The 15,193-nt window shown below is 67.1% G+C and carries 16 protein-coding genes; 4 read left to right on the top strand and 12 right to left on the bottom strand.

Translation table 11 applies throughout. The features are described 5' to 3' along the window. The 7 genes from FKP22_RS06750 to flgG form a co-directional block, all read right to left on the bottom strand. Positions 1-190, bottom strand: a 190-nt coding sequence (locus FKP22_RS06750; protein ID WP_141286412.1) for a hypothetical protein, incomplete at its 3' end; no start/stop codon positions are given. A gap of 16 nt (positions 191-206) precedes the next feature. Then, complete coding sequence (gene flgL / locus FKP22_RS06745; protein WP_141286410.1) at positions 207-1,400, bottom strand: flagellar hook-associated protein FlgL; 1,194 nt, start codon at positions 1,398-1,400, stop codon at positions 207-209. Between the two features lie 68 nt (positions 1,401-1,468). Beyond that, on the bottom strand, positions 1,469-3,418 hold the full coding sequence (flgK, locus tag FKP22_RS06740) for a flagellar hook-associated protein FlgK (RefSeq protein ID WP_141286408.1): 1,950 nt from the start codon (positions 3,416-3,418) through the stop codon (positions 1,469-1,471). Between the two features lie 10 nt (positions 3,419-3,428). Then, positions 3,429-4,349 carry a flagellar assembly peptidoglycan hydrolase FlgJ gene (gene flgJ / locus FKP22_RS06735; RefSeq protein ID WP_141286406.1) on the bottom strand — a complete coding sequence of 307 codons (921 nt, stop codon included), beginning with the start codon at positions 4,347-4,349 and terminating at the stop codon, positions 3,429-3,431. Position 4,350: 1 nt separating this feature from the next. Beyond that, entirely contained in the window at positions 4,351-5,478 is a 1,128-nt protein-coding gene (locus FKP22_RS06730) for a flagellar basal body P-ring protein FlgI (protein WP_211361322.1), read from the bottom strand. 61 nt (positions 5,479-5,539) lie between these two features. Continuing rightward, the gene (locus tag FKP22_RS06725; RefSeq protein ID WP_141286404.1) at positions 5,540-6,286 is read right to left on the bottom strand and encodes a flagellar basal body L-ring protein FlgH; all 747 of its coding nucleotides are present in this window, start codon (positions 6,284-6,286) and stop codon (positions 5,540-5,542) included. Positions 6,287-6,306: 20 nt separating this feature from the next. Beyond that, complete coding sequence (gene flgG / locus FKP22_RS06720; RefSeq protein WP_141286402.1) at positions 6,307-7,089, bottom strand: flagellar basal-body rod protein FlgG; 783 nt, start codon at positions 7,087-7,089, stop codon at positions 6,307-6,309. 212 nt (positions 7,090-7,301) lie between these two features. Between flgG and FKP22_RS06715 the strand changes: the two genes are divergently transcribed. From FKP22_RS06715 to FKP22_RS06705, 3 genes are read left to right on the top strand one after another with little or no spacing between them, the layout of a single operon-like run. Then, positions 7,302-8,801 carry a PAS domain S-box protein gene (locus FKP22_RS06715; RefSeq protein WP_259372429.1) on the top strand — a complete coding sequence of 500 codons (1,500 nt, stop codon included), beginning with the start codon at positions 7,302-7,304 and terminating at the stop codon, positions 8,799-8,801. Positions 8,802-8,803: 2 nt separating this feature from the next. Further along, a complete protein-coding gene (locus FKP22_RS06710; protein WP_141286400.1) occupies positions 8,804-9,196 on the top strand; it encodes a response regulator in 393 nt (130 codons plus the stop codon). A 15-nt stretch (positions 9,197-9,211) separates the two neighbouring features. Next, on the top strand, positions 9,212-11,008 hold the full coding sequence (locus FKP22_RS06705) for an ATP-binding protein (protein ID WP_141286398.1): 1,797 nt from the start codon (positions 9,212-9,214) through the stop codon (positions 11,006-11,008). Between the two features lie 13 nt (positions 11,009-11,021). Here FKP22_RS06705 and flgF read toward each other — a convergent pair whose 3' ends face one another. The 5 genes from flgF to flgB all read right to left on the bottom strand — a co-directional run bounded on the left by flgF (position 11,022) and on the right by flgB (position 14,827). Further along, entirely contained in the window at positions 11,022-11,753 is a 732-nt protein-coding gene (gene flgF / locus FKP22_RS06700) for a flagellar basal-body rod protein FlgF (protein ID WP_141286396.1), read from the bottom strand. A 19-nt stretch (positions 11,754-11,772) separates the two neighbouring features. Then, positions 11,773-13,035 carry a flagellar hook protein FlgE gene (gene flgE / locus FKP22_RS06695; RefSeq protein ID WP_141286394.1) on the bottom strand — a complete coding sequence of 421 codons (1,263 nt, stop codon included), beginning with the start codon at positions 13,033-13,035 and terminating at the stop codon, positions 11,773-11,775. Positions 13,036-13,113: 78 nt separating this feature from the next. After that, positions 13,114-13,767 (bottom strand): flagellar hook assembly protein FlgD, encoded by a 654-nt coding sequence (locus FKP22_RS06690; protein WP_141286392.1) that lies wholly within the window; start codon positions 13,765-13,767, stop codon positions 13,114-13,116. 43 nt (positions 13,768-13,810) lie between these two features. After that, on the bottom strand, positions 13,811-14,260 hold the full coding sequence (gene flgC, locus FKP22_RS06685; protein WP_141286390.1) for a flagellar basal body rod protein FlgC: 450 nt from the start codon (positions 14,258-14,260) through the stop codon (positions 13,811-13,813). 153 nt (positions 14,261-14,413) lie between these two features. After that, the gene (flgB, locus tag FKP22_RS06680; protein WP_141286388.1) at positions 14,414-14,827 is read right to left on the bottom strand and encodes a flagellar basal body rod protein FlgB; all 414 of its coding nucleotides are present in this window, start codon (positions 14,825-14,827) and stop codon (positions 14,414-14,416) included. Positions 14,828-15,012: 185 nt separating this feature from the next. Between flgB and FKP22_RS06675 the strand changes: the two genes are divergently transcribed. Beyond that, the coding region (locus FKP22_RS06675; RefSeq protein ID WP_141286386.1) for a hypothetical protein at positions 15,013-15,193 on the top strand (181 nt) is incomplete at its 3' end.

The raw sequence follows: 15,193 nt of genomic DNA, 5'->3' as shown, positions 1-15,193 counted from the left end.
TCGGGTTCAGCGCCAGCGGGCCGTTGGCCTCGGACCAGTCGGCCGCCAGCATGGCCAGCACGCCATCGGCCAGTTCGGCCGGCGAGCCAACAAGCGGGTGCAGCGTGAGCCGCGAGATCGCCGGCTGGCGCTTGGCATTGAACAGGGCGCCGTAGGCCAGCACCAGCTGGTCGAGCACAGGATGATCCATGACAGTTTTCTTGTTGTCAGCCGTTGATGTAGTTGAACAAGGACAGCTTCTGCATCGACGCGTAGGTCTGCAGCGCGGCAGAGTAGCCGGTCTGCTTGTTCGAGAAGTCCGAGATGGCCTGGGCCATGTCGAGGTCTTCGGCATTTGACTCGGTGGTTTTACCGTAGAGCTTCAAATCGTCGACCCGGCCCTGCACGCTGTCGATGCGCTTGAGCAGCTCGCCGGTCATGCTGCGGGTGCTTTGCAGGTGGTTAGCGACCGAATCGATGTCGCGCAGGCCGGACTGCACCGTCTGCGTGGTCTGCGCCGCGCTGCGCGAAGGTGTCTTCAACTCGGCCACGACCTTGTCGAGCACGCTGAAGATCGAGGCACTCGGCGTGGACGGCTGGATGTCGAAGCTGTCGCCCTGGCCGGGTGTGCCGCTGACGCTCAGCGCCATGCCGTCGACCTGGATGGCCTGGCCCGAGGTGTAGGGCTGGTCGGACAGCACGGCGGTGCTGCCGTCCTTGATGACCGAGTAGGTCGTGGCGCCGTTGGCCACGGTGAACTGGATCTGGTAGGCCGAGCCGGTGATGGCCGCCGGCGAGGTCACGCGGCCGGCGTCGATCCAGGCGCTGGCGCTGTTGCTGCTGGTGGTGAACACGCCGTTGCCGGTGGGCGCGGCCAGCCAGGTCTCGTTGCCGTCCAGCGTCAGCGGCAGTTGTTCGTCGGACGCGACCTGGGTGGCGCCGCCGCTGCCGGTGTAGCCCACGCCGCCGGGCTGGTCGATGAACGGGGCCTGGCTGCTGCCCTGGCCGGAAAACACATAGCCGCCGGTGCCGTCGCCGCGGTTGGCCACGGCCAGCAGCTGCTTGCGGATCGCGGCGATCTGGTTGGCGGTGTCGGCACGCTCGGCATCGCTGTACGAGGCATTGCCGGCCGCGACGATGAGTTCTCGCGCCTGCTGCACGAGTTCGCCAGCGTCGGACAGCGCCGATTCGGTCAGCGTCATCGAATTGCGGCTGGCGTCGATCGCGCGGGTCGTTGCGTCGGCGCGCTGCTCCATCGCACGGGCGCGCTCGGCGCGGGCGGCGGCGGTCGGGTCGTCGCTGGCTTTCAGCACCCGCTTGCCGCTGGTCATCTGCTCCTGCGCACGGACCAGTTCGGCCTGGCGCTGCTGGAGGTTTTCCACCGAAGAGGAGAACGCGTAGGCGGTGGTGATGCGGGTCATCGCGGGGCTCCTGCGGCTCTCGCCGCGCGGTCAAGGCAGTCAATCATCAGGCAACCATGCCGCAGGGCTCAATGGCCCAGCTGCAGCATGGTGTCGAACACGGTCTGGGCAATCTGCAGCACCTTGGCGGCGGCCTGGTAGGCCTGCTGGAACTGGATCAGCCGCGAGGCCTCTTCGTCCAGGTTGACGCCGGTCTTGGAGGCCAGGGTCTGCGCGGTCTGGTCGGCAGCGGAGGCGGAGATGTTGGCCGCCGCCATCGCACCCTGCACGCGCACGCCGATGTCGGCCATGGCCGCGGCGTAGGCGTCGGTGGCGGTGGCGCCGTCGGCAATCGTGCCGTCGGTGCGCTGGAAGCGGCCGACCATGCGCTCGTCGCGCAGCGCGGCAAAGGCCAGTGCGTTGCCGTTGTTGGTGTCGGTGTAGGTGGTGGGCGCCACGCTCATCGAGTCGCCGCTCTTGGGCACGCCGTTGAGCTGGACCTCGAAGCCGTTGAGCGAGATCGGTTGGCCCGAGACCCAGGTGCCGGTGCCGCTGGTGGTGACGTTGCCGCTGCTGTCGCGCAGCTCCCAGTTGAAGTCACCGGTGTCGGACGTGAAGCTGACGTTGGCGGTGAGCGTGGGGTCGATCGACTTGTCGGTCACGGTCAACGATCTGACGGTGGCGGTGCCGGTGTTGGCCACGCCCATCGTCGCGGTGACCGGCGACGCAGCGGCAATGCCGTTGACGTCGTCCATGATGCGGCTCATGCCGCTGGCCGCTTCGCCCACCGGCTGCAGCAGGAAGCGGTCGCCGGTCTGCAGGTCGGGGTTGACGTCGATCTTGAAACCGTCCACGGTGTCGCCGTTGGCCACCGTGCGGGTCACGCCGTCGGACAGGCGCTTGAGCGTGTAGTTGCCCGTGCCGTCGGCGCGCATCTCGTAGTCGCTGGCCTGCAGCTGGGTGGCGTCCGTCACCGTCAGCTGGACCTGGGCGATGAAGATGCCGCTGCCGTCCTTGGCATTGTTGGCATTCGGCTTGGCACTGGGTGCGCCCAGGCTGAACAGCGGCGCGCCAGCACCGGCCGGGTTGCCCATGTCGATGCCCAGCGACTGCACCTCGTTGACCCGCGAGCCAAACGCGGCGGCCATCTGGCCGAGCTCGTTGCGTGCATCGACCAGGTCGTCGTTCTGGAACTTCAGCAGGCCGGCCAGCGAGCCACCGGTGATCATGTCCTCGCGCAGTGCCAGCGTGTCGCCCGAGCTTTGCAGCGACAGCGCGCTGCGCGACGGATCGGCCGGGTCGGCCTGCACCGTCATCGTCGAGGCTTCGCTGCCCAGCACCAGGCGCTGGCCGCCGGCAATGAACACGCCCATCGAGCCGTCGGACGCCTTCAGCGTGCTGACCTCGACGATGTCGCTGATCTGCGAGATCAGCTGGTCGCGCTGGTCCAGCAAGTCGTTGGGCTGCTGGGTCGCACCGGCATAACCGGCAATCTGGTTGTTCAGGTCGGCAACCTTGGCGGCCAAGGTGTTCAGCGTGGACACCGAGTTGCGCATGTCGGACTGCACGCCCTCCTGCAGCACCCGGATGCGCTCGGCACCGGCCTTGAAACGGTCGGCCACGTCGGCGGCGCGGGCCAGCACCACCTGGCGGGCCGAAGCATCGTTGGGCGTGTTGGCCAGGTCGACCATCGAGTTCAGGAAGTCGCCCATGGCATAGCCAATGCCCTGGTTGCCCGAAGGAAACACGTCCTGCAGTTGCTGCAGTTGGCCCGAGCGGGTGGCGTCCATGGACTTCAGCGACTGCGCGGCAGCGGCCTGCATGGTCAGGAAGTCGTCGTGCGCCCGCTTGACGTTGGCCACATTCACGCCCTTGCCGAAGAAACCCCGGCCGGTGTATTGGCCCTTGGAGGTCTCGATCAGCGCTTCCTGGCGCGAATACCCGGTGACGTTGGCGTTGGCGATGTTGTGGCTGGTGACATCCAGCGCAGCCTGGGCGGCGAACATGCCGCGCAGGCCGATGGTCATCAAACCGGACATGGCGGGCGCCTCAGGTCTGCACGCTGCGCTGCAGGCGCAGGGTGGTGTTGATCACGCGGCTGAGCTTTTGCGCATAGGCCGGGTCGGTGGCGTAGCCGGCCTTCTGCAGGCCATGGGCAAAGCTGTGGGCGTCGCTGCCGGAGGCGACCACGCGCTCGTAGCGCGGGTTGTCCTTCATCAGCTTGGCGTAGTCGGCAAAGGACTCGGCATAGCTGCCGTAGGCGCGGAATTTCTGCACCACCTTGCGCGGCTGGCCGTTGCTGTATTCGGTGGTGGTCACGTCCACCGTGTCGCCGGTCCAGTTGCTGCCGGCCTTGATGCCGAACAGGTTGTGCGCGGTGGTGCCATCCTGGTGGCGGATCTCGTGCTTGCCCCAGCCGGTCTCGTGCGCCGCCTGGGCGATCATGAAGGAGGCGGGGATGCCGGTGGTGGCTTCGGCCTGCGTCGCGGCTTCGGTGTGCTGCGTCACGAAGTCGGAGGCCGACTGCTGCGGCATGCCGACGGCCGCCTGCGGCCGGGCCAGGCTGGCAGTGGAACGGGTGGCGGCAAGGTTGGCGCTGTCGGGCCTGGCAATCGAAGTCGCGCTGCCGCTGACCTGGCGGTCCAGCTGGCGGGCGATCACGTCGGCCAGGCCGCCGGGTCGGCCGGAGAGCTTGGTGGACCACTGCGTGTCCAGCATTTCGGCGCCGAGCTTGGAAGCGTCGTTGTCCATGCTGCTGTCGGACTTGGTGGCCTCGCGCATGCTCTTGAGCAGCTGTTGCATGAACAGCGTCTCGAACTGCTTGGCGGCTTCCTTGACGGCGGCCTTGGGATCCTTGGCCGCGCGGCTCTTCAGCGACTCGACACCGCGCGCGTCGCCAAAGCCGGTGCTGCTGGCCACATTGGCCGCCCCTGCGTTGGCGCCCAGGCCGGTGGTGGCGAGCTTGGTCATGTCAGATGACCTCCAAGTCCGCCTGCAGCGCGCCGGCCGCCTTCATGGCCTGCAGGATGGCCAGCAGGTCTTGCGGCGTCGCGCCCAGTGCGTTCAGGGCTTTCACCACGTCGGCCAGCTGGGCGCTCGCCGGCAGCTGAATCACGTTGCCACCTTGCTGGGCAATCGAGATGTCGGTCTTTTCGGTCACGGTGGTGGTGCCGCCGGACAGCGCATTGGGCTGGCTGACCGTGGGCGTGGAATTGATGGTCACCGACAGGCTGCCATGGGCCACCGCGCAAGGCGCCAGCGAGACGGCCTGGTTCAGCACGATGGAGCCTGTGCGCGGGTTCATCACCACCTTGGCAGCCGGCTTGGCCAGCTCCAGCGGCAGGTTCTCGATGTCGGCCAGGAAGCTCACGCGCTCGTTCATGTCCTGCGGCGCACGCACGCGCACCACGCGCCCGTCGACCGCCTGCGCGGTGCCGGGGCCCTTGGCGGCATTGATGGCCTGGGCCACCGCGCGGGCGGTGTTGAAGTCGGCCGAATTCACGTCGAGCTGGATCGAGTCGCCCTGCGACAGCGGCGTGGGCACGGTGCGCTCCACCGTCGCGCCTTCGGGCACGCGGCCACCGCTCAAATGGTTGATCTGCACCTTGGAGCCGCCTTGCGAAGCGCCAGCACCGCCGACGATCAGGCCGCCCTGGGCCACGGCATAGACCTCGCCGTCGGCGCCCTTGAGCGGCGTGGCGACCAGCGAGCCGCCGCGCAGGCTCTTGGCATTGCCGATGGACGAGACGCTGACGTCGATCTGCTGGCCGGGCTGGGCAAAGGCCGGAAGCGTCGCGGTGACCAGCACCGCGGCAATGTTCTTCAGCTGCATCGAGGTGCCGGGCGGCACCGAGATGCCCATCTGCTGCAGCATCGAGCTGACGCCCTGCGCGGTGAACGGCACCTGCGCCGTCTGGTCGCCAGTGCCGTCCAGGCCCACGACCAGGCCGTAGCCGATCAGCTGGTTGCTGCGCACGCCCTGCACCGAGGCGACCTCCTTGATGCGCTGCGCGGCCTGCGCCGGCAGCACCGCACCCACCGCCAGGGCCAGGCCGGTGAGCACGACTGCACAGCGGGAAAGGCGGGTGATCAGGGTCATGGTGGCGGGCGTTTGCAAAGCTGACACAAAGCGGGAGGGGTTCGGCCGATTCTGGGCAAACTCAAACCGGCAGAAGGTTCAAGAAGAAGCGCGAGAGCCAGTTAATTCCCTGCGTATCGGCCATCGCGCCGTCGCCCTTGTGCTGCACGCGCACGTTGGCGATCTGGGTGCTGGCGATCGAATTGCCCGGCAGGATGCTGCGCGGGTCGACCTGGCCGGTGAAGCGCAGCGTGTCCACGTTGTGGTTCACGCCGACCTGCTTTTCGCCGGCGATCAGCAGGTGGCCGTTGGGCAGCACGCCGGTGACAATGGCGGTGATGGTGCCGGAGAAGTCGTTGGCGGTGTCGGTCGAGCCCTTGCCGGCGAAGGTGTTGCTGCTGCTGCCGGCGGCGTTCACGCCCACCTTGGCCAGCAGGCTGGGGCTGATCAGCGGCAGGCCGCTGAGCGCGCCGGTCACCGCGCCGGTCTTGTCGATGGTGCTGGTGGCCTTCTGGCTGGCGGTCACGCGCTCGCTGATCTGCACCGTCAGCGTGTCGCCCACCATGCGCGCGCGGTGGTCCTCGAACATCGGCCGGTAGGCCGCGGCCTGGTAGATCGAGCCGTTGACCATGCCGGCCTGGCGGGTGGCCACGGGCACCGGCATCTGGGCTTCCCAGGGCGTCGGCCCGCTGGCTGGCATGGCCGGCGCGGTGGCGGTGGGGAACTGCACCTCGGGTGTGGTGTAGACGGTGCTGCAGGCGGCCAGCGCGCCGCAGGACAGCAGGGCAAGCAGCGCGACAGAACGCAGGGAAGAACGGGCGAGGGTCACGACGGGTCTCCAGGGAAGGATCAAAGCTGCGACAGGCGCTGCAGCATCTGGTCGGAGGTCGACACGGCCTTGGAATTGAGTTCGTAGGCGCGCTGGGTCTGGATCATCGAGACCAGCTCCTCGACCACGTTCACGTTGCTGGCCTCGGTGAAGCCTTGCTGCACCGTGCCCAGGCTGTTGGTGCCACCGGCGCCGGTCGTCGGCGTGCCGGACGAGGCGGTCTCGGTGAACAGGTTCTGCCCGCGCGGCTCCAGGCCGGACGGATTGATGAAGTTGGCGATCTGCAGCTGGCCGACGTTCTGCGGCGCGACCTGGCCCGGCGTGGTCACCGAGACCGTGCCGTCGGCGGCAATGCTCACCGAAGTGGCATTGGTCGGGATGGTGATGCCGGGCTGCACCAGGTAGCCGTTGTTGGTCACCATCTGGCCCTGCGCGTCGAGCTGGAAGGCACCGTCGCGGGTATAGCCGGTGGTGCCGTCGGGCATCGCCACCTGGAAGAAACCGTTGCCCTTGATGCCCAGGTCCAGCATGTTGCTGGTCTGCTGCAGCGTGCCCTGGCTGAAGTTGCGCGTGGTGGCCACCGCGCGCGTGCCCAGGCCAACCTGCAGGCCGGTCGGCAGCTGCGTCTGCTCCGAGCTGTTCGAACCCGTCTGGCGCAGGTTCTGGTACATCAGGTCCTCGAAGCTGGCGTGCGACTGCTTGTAGCCATTGGTGGCCACGTTGGAGAGGTTGTGGGAGATGTGGTCCAGCTGCATCTGCTGGGCCTCCATCCCGGATTTGGAAATCCAGAGCGATCGAAGCATTGGGGCACCCCCGTCAAGCGGTAAATCCAATGATGCGGGGAACTTGAGGGCGCCTAGCGCCGGAAAAGCCAGCCTAAGCGCCGACATTCCTCGCCAGCCAGCGGCCAGCCTTGCCGGGCCGCATCCTCAGCCTGAAGGATGTAACGCAGCCGACCCAGGCCGTCGCCCTCCTCAGAACTGATCAGAATCGGGCAATCAACAGGAGGAGCGGCTTGCCCATCCCCGAAGACGAACTGCTCAGGCTGATGCTGGGCCATGCGCCGGACGCACTGATCCTGATCCGGCCAGACGGCGAAGTGCTGCGCTGGGCCCAGGGGGCCGAGGCCATTTATGGCCACACTTCGGCCGAGGTCTGCGGCCAGCGCTTCGAAGCCCTGATGGTGCCGCCAGACCTTCATGCAGACCATGCGGGTCACCTGGCCAGTGTGCTGGCGACGGGCACAGGCGCCTGGGAATCGGTGCGCCAGCGTCGCAACGGCTCGCTGCTGTATGTGGACGTGTCGGCACGCAGGCTGTTGGACGGCGAGGGCCAGCCGCTGATCGTCGCGGCGGAGAAGGATGTCACGGCCCTGCGGGTCCAGCGCGATGCGCAGCTGATGGAAGAGCGCTATCGCGAACTGCTTGACTCGACCCCCGACGGCATCGTGATGGCCAACCCCACCGGCCACATTGTCATTGCCAACACCCAGGCCGAGCAGCTGTTCGGCTACGCGCCCGGCGAGCTGCGGGGCCGGGTGGTGGACGAACTGCTGCCACCGCGTTACCGGCAGGCACATGTGGGCCATCGATCCAACTATTTCCTCCAGCCGCGCAAACGCTCGATGGGCTCGGGCCTGGACCTGGCCGGCCTGCGCAAGGACGGCAGCGAGTTCCCGGTCGAGATCAGCCTGAGCCCACTTCGCGCGGAGGGCCACACCTACGTGATGAGCGCGATCCGCAACATCAGCGAACGCAAGCGCTTCGAGCAGGCGCTGCAGGAAAAGAACCAGGAACTCGCGCTGGCCAACCAGGCCAAGGACCGTTTCCTGGCCGGCATGAGCCATGAGCTGCGCACGCCGCTGAACGCCATCATCGGCTTCACCGGCACGCTGCTGATGAAGCTGCCCGGCCCATTGAACGAAGAGCAGGAGCAGCAGTTGCGCACCGTGCAGGCCGGCGGCCGGCACCTGCTGGCCTTGATCAACGACTTGCTGGACGTGGCCAAGATCGAGGCCGGCAAGGTGCAGCTTCACTTTGAACCGGTGGACTGCGGCGCCTTGCTGCGGGAGATCGATGCGACGCTGGCACCCCAGGCCCGTGCCAAGGGCCTGGACTTCTCGCTGCACCTGCCCGGCAAAGCCGTGGTGCTGGAAAGTGACAGCCGCGCCCTGAAGCAGATCGTGCTGAACCTGGTGGGCAATGCCATCAAGTTCACCGAACACGGCAGCGTGCAGCTGACGCTGGCGCCCGGACGCAACCTGTCTGCGGGCGATGGCGGCGCCTGGGTGGAGATCCGGGTCGACGACAGCGGCATCGGCATCGCACCAGCAGACCAGGCCAAGCTGTTTGGCGCTTTCGCCCGCGTCAACCAGAGCCGGCCGGGCGCGCCCGAAGGTACCGGCCTGGGTTTACACCTGAGCCAACGGCTTGCCGAAGTGCTGGGAGGGCGTATCGTGGTGCAAAGCGAAAGTGATCGCGGCAGCAGTTTTTCCTTGCTGTTGCCGGAAGCGTGAAGATGCCTGCAACCCTCCTGGTCATCGAAGACAACCCCGCCAACATGGAGTTGGTGCGCTACCTGCTCACGCACCGCGGCCACACGGTGCTGATGGCAGTCAACGGCCAGGAAGGTCTGGCGGTTGCTCGGTCAACCCTGCCGGCGCTGATCGTCTGCGACCTGCAGATGCCGGTGCTCGACGGCTACCAGACGCTGGCGGCCTTGCGTGCCGATCCGCACACCGCGGCCATTCCGGTGGTGGCTGTCACGGCTTTCTCGATGCCCAATGACCGCGAACGCGTCCTCACCGCCGGCTTCGATGGCTACCTGTCCAAGCCCATCGAACCGGAGCTGTTTGTCGGCCAGATCGAGGCCTACCTGCCCGCCGCGCTGCGCGGCCCCGCAGCGGGCTGACCGACGCACACGCTCATGGCCCTCGTGCTCGTTGTCGATGACCAGGCGCCCAACCGGGCGCTGGTCGTGACCCTGCTGCGCTACGCCGGTCACCGCTCGCTGGAGGCGGCCGACGGCCAGCTCGCGCTGGCACTGGTGCGCGAACACGCGCCCGAGCTGGTGATCTGTGACCTGCTGATGCCGACGATGGACGGCTACGAGTTCGTGCGCCAGTTGCGGCTGGAACCCGCCATTGCTGCCACGCACATCATCTTCTACACCGCCACCTTCATGGAAAGGGAGGCGCGCGCCCTGGCCGATGCCTGTGGTGTGAACCACGTCCTGGTGAAGCCTTGCGAGCCGGAAGAGATCCTGCGTGTGGTGGCCGAAGCCCTGTCCTCTCATCAGACGCCGGCGATCGCCCTGGACGCGGAAAGCTTCGACCGCGAGCACCTGCGTGTGCTCACCAACAAGCTCGCGTTGAAGGTCGAGGAGCTGGAGCACACCAACCACCGGATGTCGGCACTGACCGACCTGAGCCTGCAGCTGGCCTCGGAGCGAGATCCCTACGAGCTGCTCAACAAGGTCTGCCGTGGCGCACGCGGGCTCACCGGTGCCCGGCGCTCCGTGCTGGCGGCCAGGTACAAGAACGGGACCACCACGACCCACCTGGCCACATGGGGCCTGACACAGGACGAAACGACGCAGCTCAGGGCACAGCTGGACCTTGGCGCAGGGCTGCCAGGTCAGGTGATGGAAGACGGCCGGTCCCGGCGCTTCTCCTTCGAGGACGGCCAGACCCAGCTGCCACCCGGTTTTCCGCCCTGGCAGCACGGTTTGCTGGCACCCATTGTCTCGCTGCACCACAGCTATGGCTGGATCCTGCTGCTCGACAAGCTCGGCGATGGCGAGTTCAGCGCGCAGGACCTGGACCTGTTGGCGATTCACGCGGCCCAGGCCGGCCGCATCTACGAAAACGGCAGCCTCTACAAGCGGGTGCAGCACACGGCCGAACAGCTGGAGCTGGAAGTCGTCGAGCGCAAGGCCGCCGCCGCAAAACTGCGCATTGCCAACGAGACGCTGGAACTGCGCGTGCAGGAGCGCACCGCGCAATTGCACGAGATCATCGATGGTCTCGAAAGCTTCACCCGCAGCGTGTCGCACGACCTGCGCGGGCCCTTGGGCGGCATTGCCGGCGCGGCCAGGCTGGCACGCGGCTTTGTCGCGCAGCAGCGCCACGACAAGGTCGACCAATTCCTGGAGGTGATTGCGGACCAGGCCGAGCAGACCGGCAGGATGGTGGAGTCGCTGCTGGTCCTGGCGCGCTCCAGCGATGTGCAACTGCGTCGCCAGACCGTGGATGCCGGGCCCGTGGTGCAGACGGCGCTGGGCTTGCTGCAACTGCCGGATGCGCTGCCGCTGCCGGTCTGCATCGAAGCCTTGCCGCAGATCGACGCCGACCCCGATCTGGCGCAGCAGGTGTTCTTCAACCTGATCGGCAACGCCCTGAAGTTCGCCAGCGCTTCGGCACAGCCTGCATCGGTGGTGATCGGCGTGGTCGGCGACCAGCAGCCGCCCGTGCTCTTCGTGCGGGACAACGGGGTGGGATTCGATCCCAGCCAGGCAGACCGGCTGTTCAAGCCCTTCCACCGGCTTCACGGCGCGCAGTTCGCGGGCTCGGGTGTCGGCCTGTCCATCGTCAAGCGCATCGTCGACCGGCACGGCGGCCGGGTGTGGGCCGAGAGCCTGCCCGGACAGGGCGCGACCTTCTACGTCAGCTTCGGCCCGCAGGCTGTTGACGCCAATGCCGGCGAGCTGCCGGCAGGCGACTGAGCACGGCCTGCCATCAGCTGCTGCTCAGCAGCCGCGAAGCGGCCTGGTCCTGCTTCTCGGAGGTCTGCAGCAGCTTCATCTGGTGTTCGAACTGGCGCGCGGCCGAGATCATCGCCACCATGGTCTCGACAGGGCTGACGTTCGAGCCTTCGAGCGAGCCGCTTTGCACCCTGGCATTCGGATCGGCCTCCAGGTCGCCGGTGGCGGCGCGGAACAGGCCGTCTTCGCCGCGCGTGAGCAGGTTGCCGGCCTCGGGCGTCACCAGCTTGAGCTTGCCCACCGCCTGCGGCTTGCCGCCGGGCACGGTGGCCGAAATCGTGCCGTCGTCGCCGATCTGCACCTCGGCATTCGTCGGCACCGTGACAGGCCCGCCGTCGCCCATGACCTGCAGGCCATTGCGCGTGACCAGCAGGCCCTCGCTGTTGACTTCCAGCGCACCGGCTCGCGTGTAGGCCTCGGTGCCGTCCAGCCCCTGCACGGCCATCCAGGACTGGCCTTTCATCGCCACGTCCAGGTTGCGGCCGGTGACTTCCAGTGGCCCCGCGTCGCCCTTGTAGCCGATGGTGGTTTCGAGCGCATAGGCGCGCGTGGACGCGCCATCGCCGCGCACCGGCACCGAGCGGAACGCCGCCATCTGCTCGCGAAAGCCGGTGGTGTTGACGTTCGCCAGGTTGTGGCTGATCACTTCCTGGCGCTGCATCGCCGCCTTCGCGCCGGACATCGACAGGTAGATCATGCGGTCCATGGCGGATTCCTAAGTCGGGTTAGCGGAGGTTGACCAGCGTCTGCAGCACCTGGTCCATCGTCTTGATGGTCTGTGCGTTGGCCTGGTAGTTGCGCTGCGCGGTGATCATGCCGACCAGCTCACCGGTCAGGTCCACGTTGGACTCTTCCAGCGCACCGGCCTGCAGCGAGCCGATGTTGCCCACGCCAGGCGTGCCGACCACCGGGTCACCCGAGGCATAGGTGCGCTGCCAGCCGTTGCCGCCCATGGGCTGCAGGCCCTGCATGTTGCGGAAGGTCGCCAGCTCGACCTGGCCCGCCGGCTTGGACTGGCCGTTCGAGTAGCGCGCCATGATGATGCCGCTGTCGTCGATCGCGATGGACGACAGGGAACCCGGGGCGTAGCCGTCCTGCGCCAGGTTGGTCACCGCGAAGTCGGAGCCGTACTGGGTCGAGCCCTTGAAGCTCAGGTCGATGCCCGTGATCGGCAGCGTCTGCGAGCCAGCCGAATTCTGCGAGGCGGGAATGTCGAAGGTGACGCCGGTGGGCGTGGCCGAGGAGCCGTCGGACTGGAAGTCCAGCTCGGTCAGTGGTTGCGGGTCGGTGCTGCTGCCTCCGACCGAGGTGCCGTTGGCGGTCACGTAGACGTTCCACTTGTCGGTGTCGGTCTTCTGGTAGTAGTAGGTCAGCGCCACGGGCTGGCCCTTGGCGTCGTAGGTCGTCAGCGAGGTGGCCTTGTTGTAGGTCGTGGCATCGGTGAAGTTGATGCGGGGCGACACGCCGCTGCCCGGATCGGTGGTGGCCAGGCGCGAGTCCAGGTTGAACTCCATGTCGATCGACGTGGTGGCCTGGGGGCTGATGCCGGCGGTGGGCAGCTGCAGCGGCACCGCCAGGCCAGGCTGGATGGTGCCGGTGTTGTCGGCCTGGTAGCCCATCAGCTTCAGGCCCTGGTTGTTGACGATGTTGCCGGTGGAGTCGACCTTGAACTGGCCGTTGCGCGAGTAGGTGACGGGGCTGTGGCCGTCGGTCAGCTGGAAGAAGCCGCCGCCGTTGATCGCCACGTCCATCGGGTTTTCGGTGGCCGTGATGTTGCCCTGGGTGAACTGCTGCGACACCGAAGCCAGCTGCACGCCAATGCCGACATTGTTGGTGCCGGCGCCGTTGAGCGCGCTGGCATACATGTCGGCAAACTCGGCGCGCGAGGACTTGGCGCCGTAGGTGTTCGCGTTGGCAATGTTGTTGCCGATCACGTCCAGGCTCTTGGACATGACGTTCAGGCCGGAGAGGCCTTGCTGGAAGCTCATGGATTGCTCCTGGGGCTGGAAGAGGAAAGCGGAAAGACGGGGCGGAGACGGGGGAAGGCGACCTGTGCCGGCCGGCGATCAGAGGAAGGCCCAGACGGCGTCATAGGCCACCCGGTCGCCATTGGAGAGTTCCAGCGCCATCGTGTTGTTGAAGGTGCTGACGGCGGTGATCTTGTCGGTTTGCAGCGGCATCGAATCGACCGCGGCGCCCTTGGCGGTGGCGGTGACCTTGAAGGTCAGCGCATTGCCCTGGCGTTCGGTCGGAATGTCCCAGTTGAAGTCGTGGCGGCCGGCTTCGAGGTTCTTCATCGTGACCGTGTCCAGCGTGGTGCCGTCGGCCGTCTGGATCTCGACCTTGACTTCGTCCGAGGCGCTGCTGATCTCGAAGCCGCCGCTGCCCTTGCCCGCGGCCTGGGTCAGCGTGTTGCCTTCGTAAGCCACCTCGTGGCCGACCAGCGCCGCGCCCTGCATGGTCTGCATCTGCAGGAACTGCGTGTTCAGGCCGCCGACCGTGGTGTTGAGCGTTTCCAGGCCGGTGACGGTGCTGATCTGCGCCATCTGGCTGGTGACCTGCGCGTTGTCCAAAGGGTTCAGCGGATCCTGGTTCTGCATCTGCGTGACCAGCAGCTTCAGGAAGCGGTCCGAGGCCTCGCTGCTGGAGGTGCTGTTCAGCCCGGCGGTGGTGCCGGTCTTGTTCGTGCTGTTGGTGCCAGTGGCGGAATCGACGGCCATGAGGGCCTCCTATGAAATCAGGTGGGCGGGGACGGCGCGGGACTCAGCCCTGGCCCATTTGCAGCGTCTTGAGCAGCAGGCTCTTGGCCGTGTTCATGACTTCGATGTTGTTCTGGTACGAACGCGAGGACGAGATCATGTTGACCATCTCTTCGACCGGGTTCACGTTGCTGTAGGTGACATAGCCTTGCGCATCGGCCTGCGGGTGCGAAGGGTCGTGGATCTTGCGGCCGGCGGTCTGGTCTTCCTGGATGTTGGAGACCCGCACGCCGGCGCTGGCGGTCAGGCCGTCATCGCTCTGGCGGCCGGCCGAGACATTGCCGGCAGCGTCCATCAGCACCGTCTGGAACACGACCTGGCGCGCCTTGTAGGGCTGGCCATCCGGGCCGGCGACGGTGTCGACGTTGGCCAGGTTGGAGGCCACCACGTTCAGCCGCTGGCTTTGCGCGCTGACCGCACTGCCCGAGATGTCGAACACCTTGAACATGCTCATTTGGCAGCTCCTTGCGGCTTGGTGGGAACAGGAGAGACCGGGCTGCGCGGCGCAGGTGCCATCGGCCAGTCGCCGGACACGGGACGCTGCGGCGGCGAGGCGGGTTGCAAAGTCCAGTGGCTCATCTCGGGGCTCCTTCAGTCAGGCCGGGCATCAGCCCTGGCTCGGGCTCTTCATCGCGTCGGACAAGGCCTTGATCTGGCCATTCAGAAACCTCAATGTGGCCTCGTACTTGACCGAGTTCTCGGCGAAGCTGGCGCGCTCGCGGTCCATGTCGACCGAGTTGCCGTCCAGGTTGGTCTGCGAGGCGAGTGCGTATTTCAGGCCGGTCTCGCTGGTGGCGCCGGCCGCGGGCTGGATGTGGCCGGCCTGGGTCGCCGCCATGCGGCCATTCACCGCGGCGCTGCCGGTGGCTTCGCGCAGGGCTTGCGAGAAGTCCATTTCGCGGGCCGTGTAGCCAGGGGTGTCGGCATTGGCGATGTTGCTGGCAATCAGGCGCTGGCGTTCGGCCCGCAGGGACAGGGCCTGGGACTGGAAGTCCATGCTGTCGGTCAAGCGGTTGATCATGCGAACGTCCTTCAGAAGTTGCCGAGGTGAGCCGATAAGCAGGCATGGCTTGCGGCGTGGAGCGATTGTGAAAGTGCGCGCCGCCCTCTGAAGGCGCGAAATGGCGGCCACCGGCCCCGCATTTCGGACCGTCCGACAGCGCCTGGCTGCCTACAGTGCAAAACCTGACGCTCCAGGAAACTGCCATGCCAGCCCGAACCCCCGCCCTGCCCCGTACCGCCCGCCGCGCGCTGATGCAGCCGCTGCTGTGCGCTGCGCTGGCCGCGGCCTGGGCCGGCGTGTCGGCTGAAGAGATCGTCATCAACCCCGGCCTGGTGCAGACCTTGCCGCCGAACACCCGCATCATCAAACCGGCCGCCGCGCCCG

This window comes from Ideonella azotifigens (assembly GCF_006519715.1).
GTDB lineage: Bacteria > Pseudomonadota > Gammaproteobacteria > Burkholderiales > Burkholderiaceae_C > Ideonella > Ideonella azotifigens.
Note: the sequence above shows the minus strand (reverse complement) of the source record. Positions and strands in the feature narration are given on the sequence as shown.

Excerpts from the sequence above, each read along its gene's own strand:
- flgL (WP_141286410.1), bottom strand. The coding sequence starts at position 1,400 with ATGACCCGCATCACCACCGCCTACGCGTTCTCCTCTTCGGTGGAAAAC.
- flgK (WP_141286408.1), bottom strand. The coding sequence starts at position 3,418 with ATGTCCGGTTTGATGACCATCGGCCTGCGCGGCATGTTCGCCGCCCAG.
- flgJ (WP_141286406.1), bottom strand. The coding sequence starts at position 4,349 with ATGACCAAGCTCGCCACCACCGGCCTGGGCGCCAACGCAGGGGCGGCC.
- FKP22_RS06730 (WP_211361322.1), bottom strand. The coding sequence starts at position 5,478 with ATGACCCTGATCACCCGCCTTTCCCGCTGTGCAGTCGTGCTCACCGGC.
- flgG (WP_141286402.1), bottom strand. The coding sequence starts at position 7,089 with ATGCTTCGATCGCTCTGGATTTCCAAATCCGGGATGGAGGCCCAGCAG.
- FKP22_RS06710 (WP_141286400.1), top strand. The coding sequence starts at position 8,804 with ATGCCTGCAACCCTCCTGGTCATCGAAGACAACCCCGCCAACATGGAG.
- FKP22_RS06705 (WP_141286398.1), top strand. The coding sequence starts at position 9,212 with ATGGCCCTCGTGCTCGTTGTCGATGACCAGGCGCCCAACCGGGCGCTG.
- flgF (WP_141286396.1), bottom strand. The coding sequence starts at position 11,753 with ATGGACCGCATGATCTACCTGTCGATGTCCGGCGCGAAGGCGGCGATG.
- flgE (WP_141286394.1), bottom strand. The coding sequence starts at position 13,035 with ATGAGCTTCCAGCAAGGCCTCTCCGGCCTGAACGTCATGTCCAAGAGC.
- FKP22_RS06690 (WP_141286392.1), bottom strand. The coding sequence starts at position 13,767 with ATGGCCGTCGATTCCGCCACTGGCACCAACAGCACGAACAAGACCGGC.
- flgC (WP_141286390.1), bottom strand. The coding sequence starts at position 14,260 with ATGAGCATGTTCAAGGTGTTCGACATCTCGGGCAGTGCGGTCAGCGCG.
- flgB (WP_141286388.1), bottom strand. The coding sequence starts at position 14,827 with ATGATCAACCGCTTGACCGACAGCATGGACTTCCAGTCCCAGGCCCTG.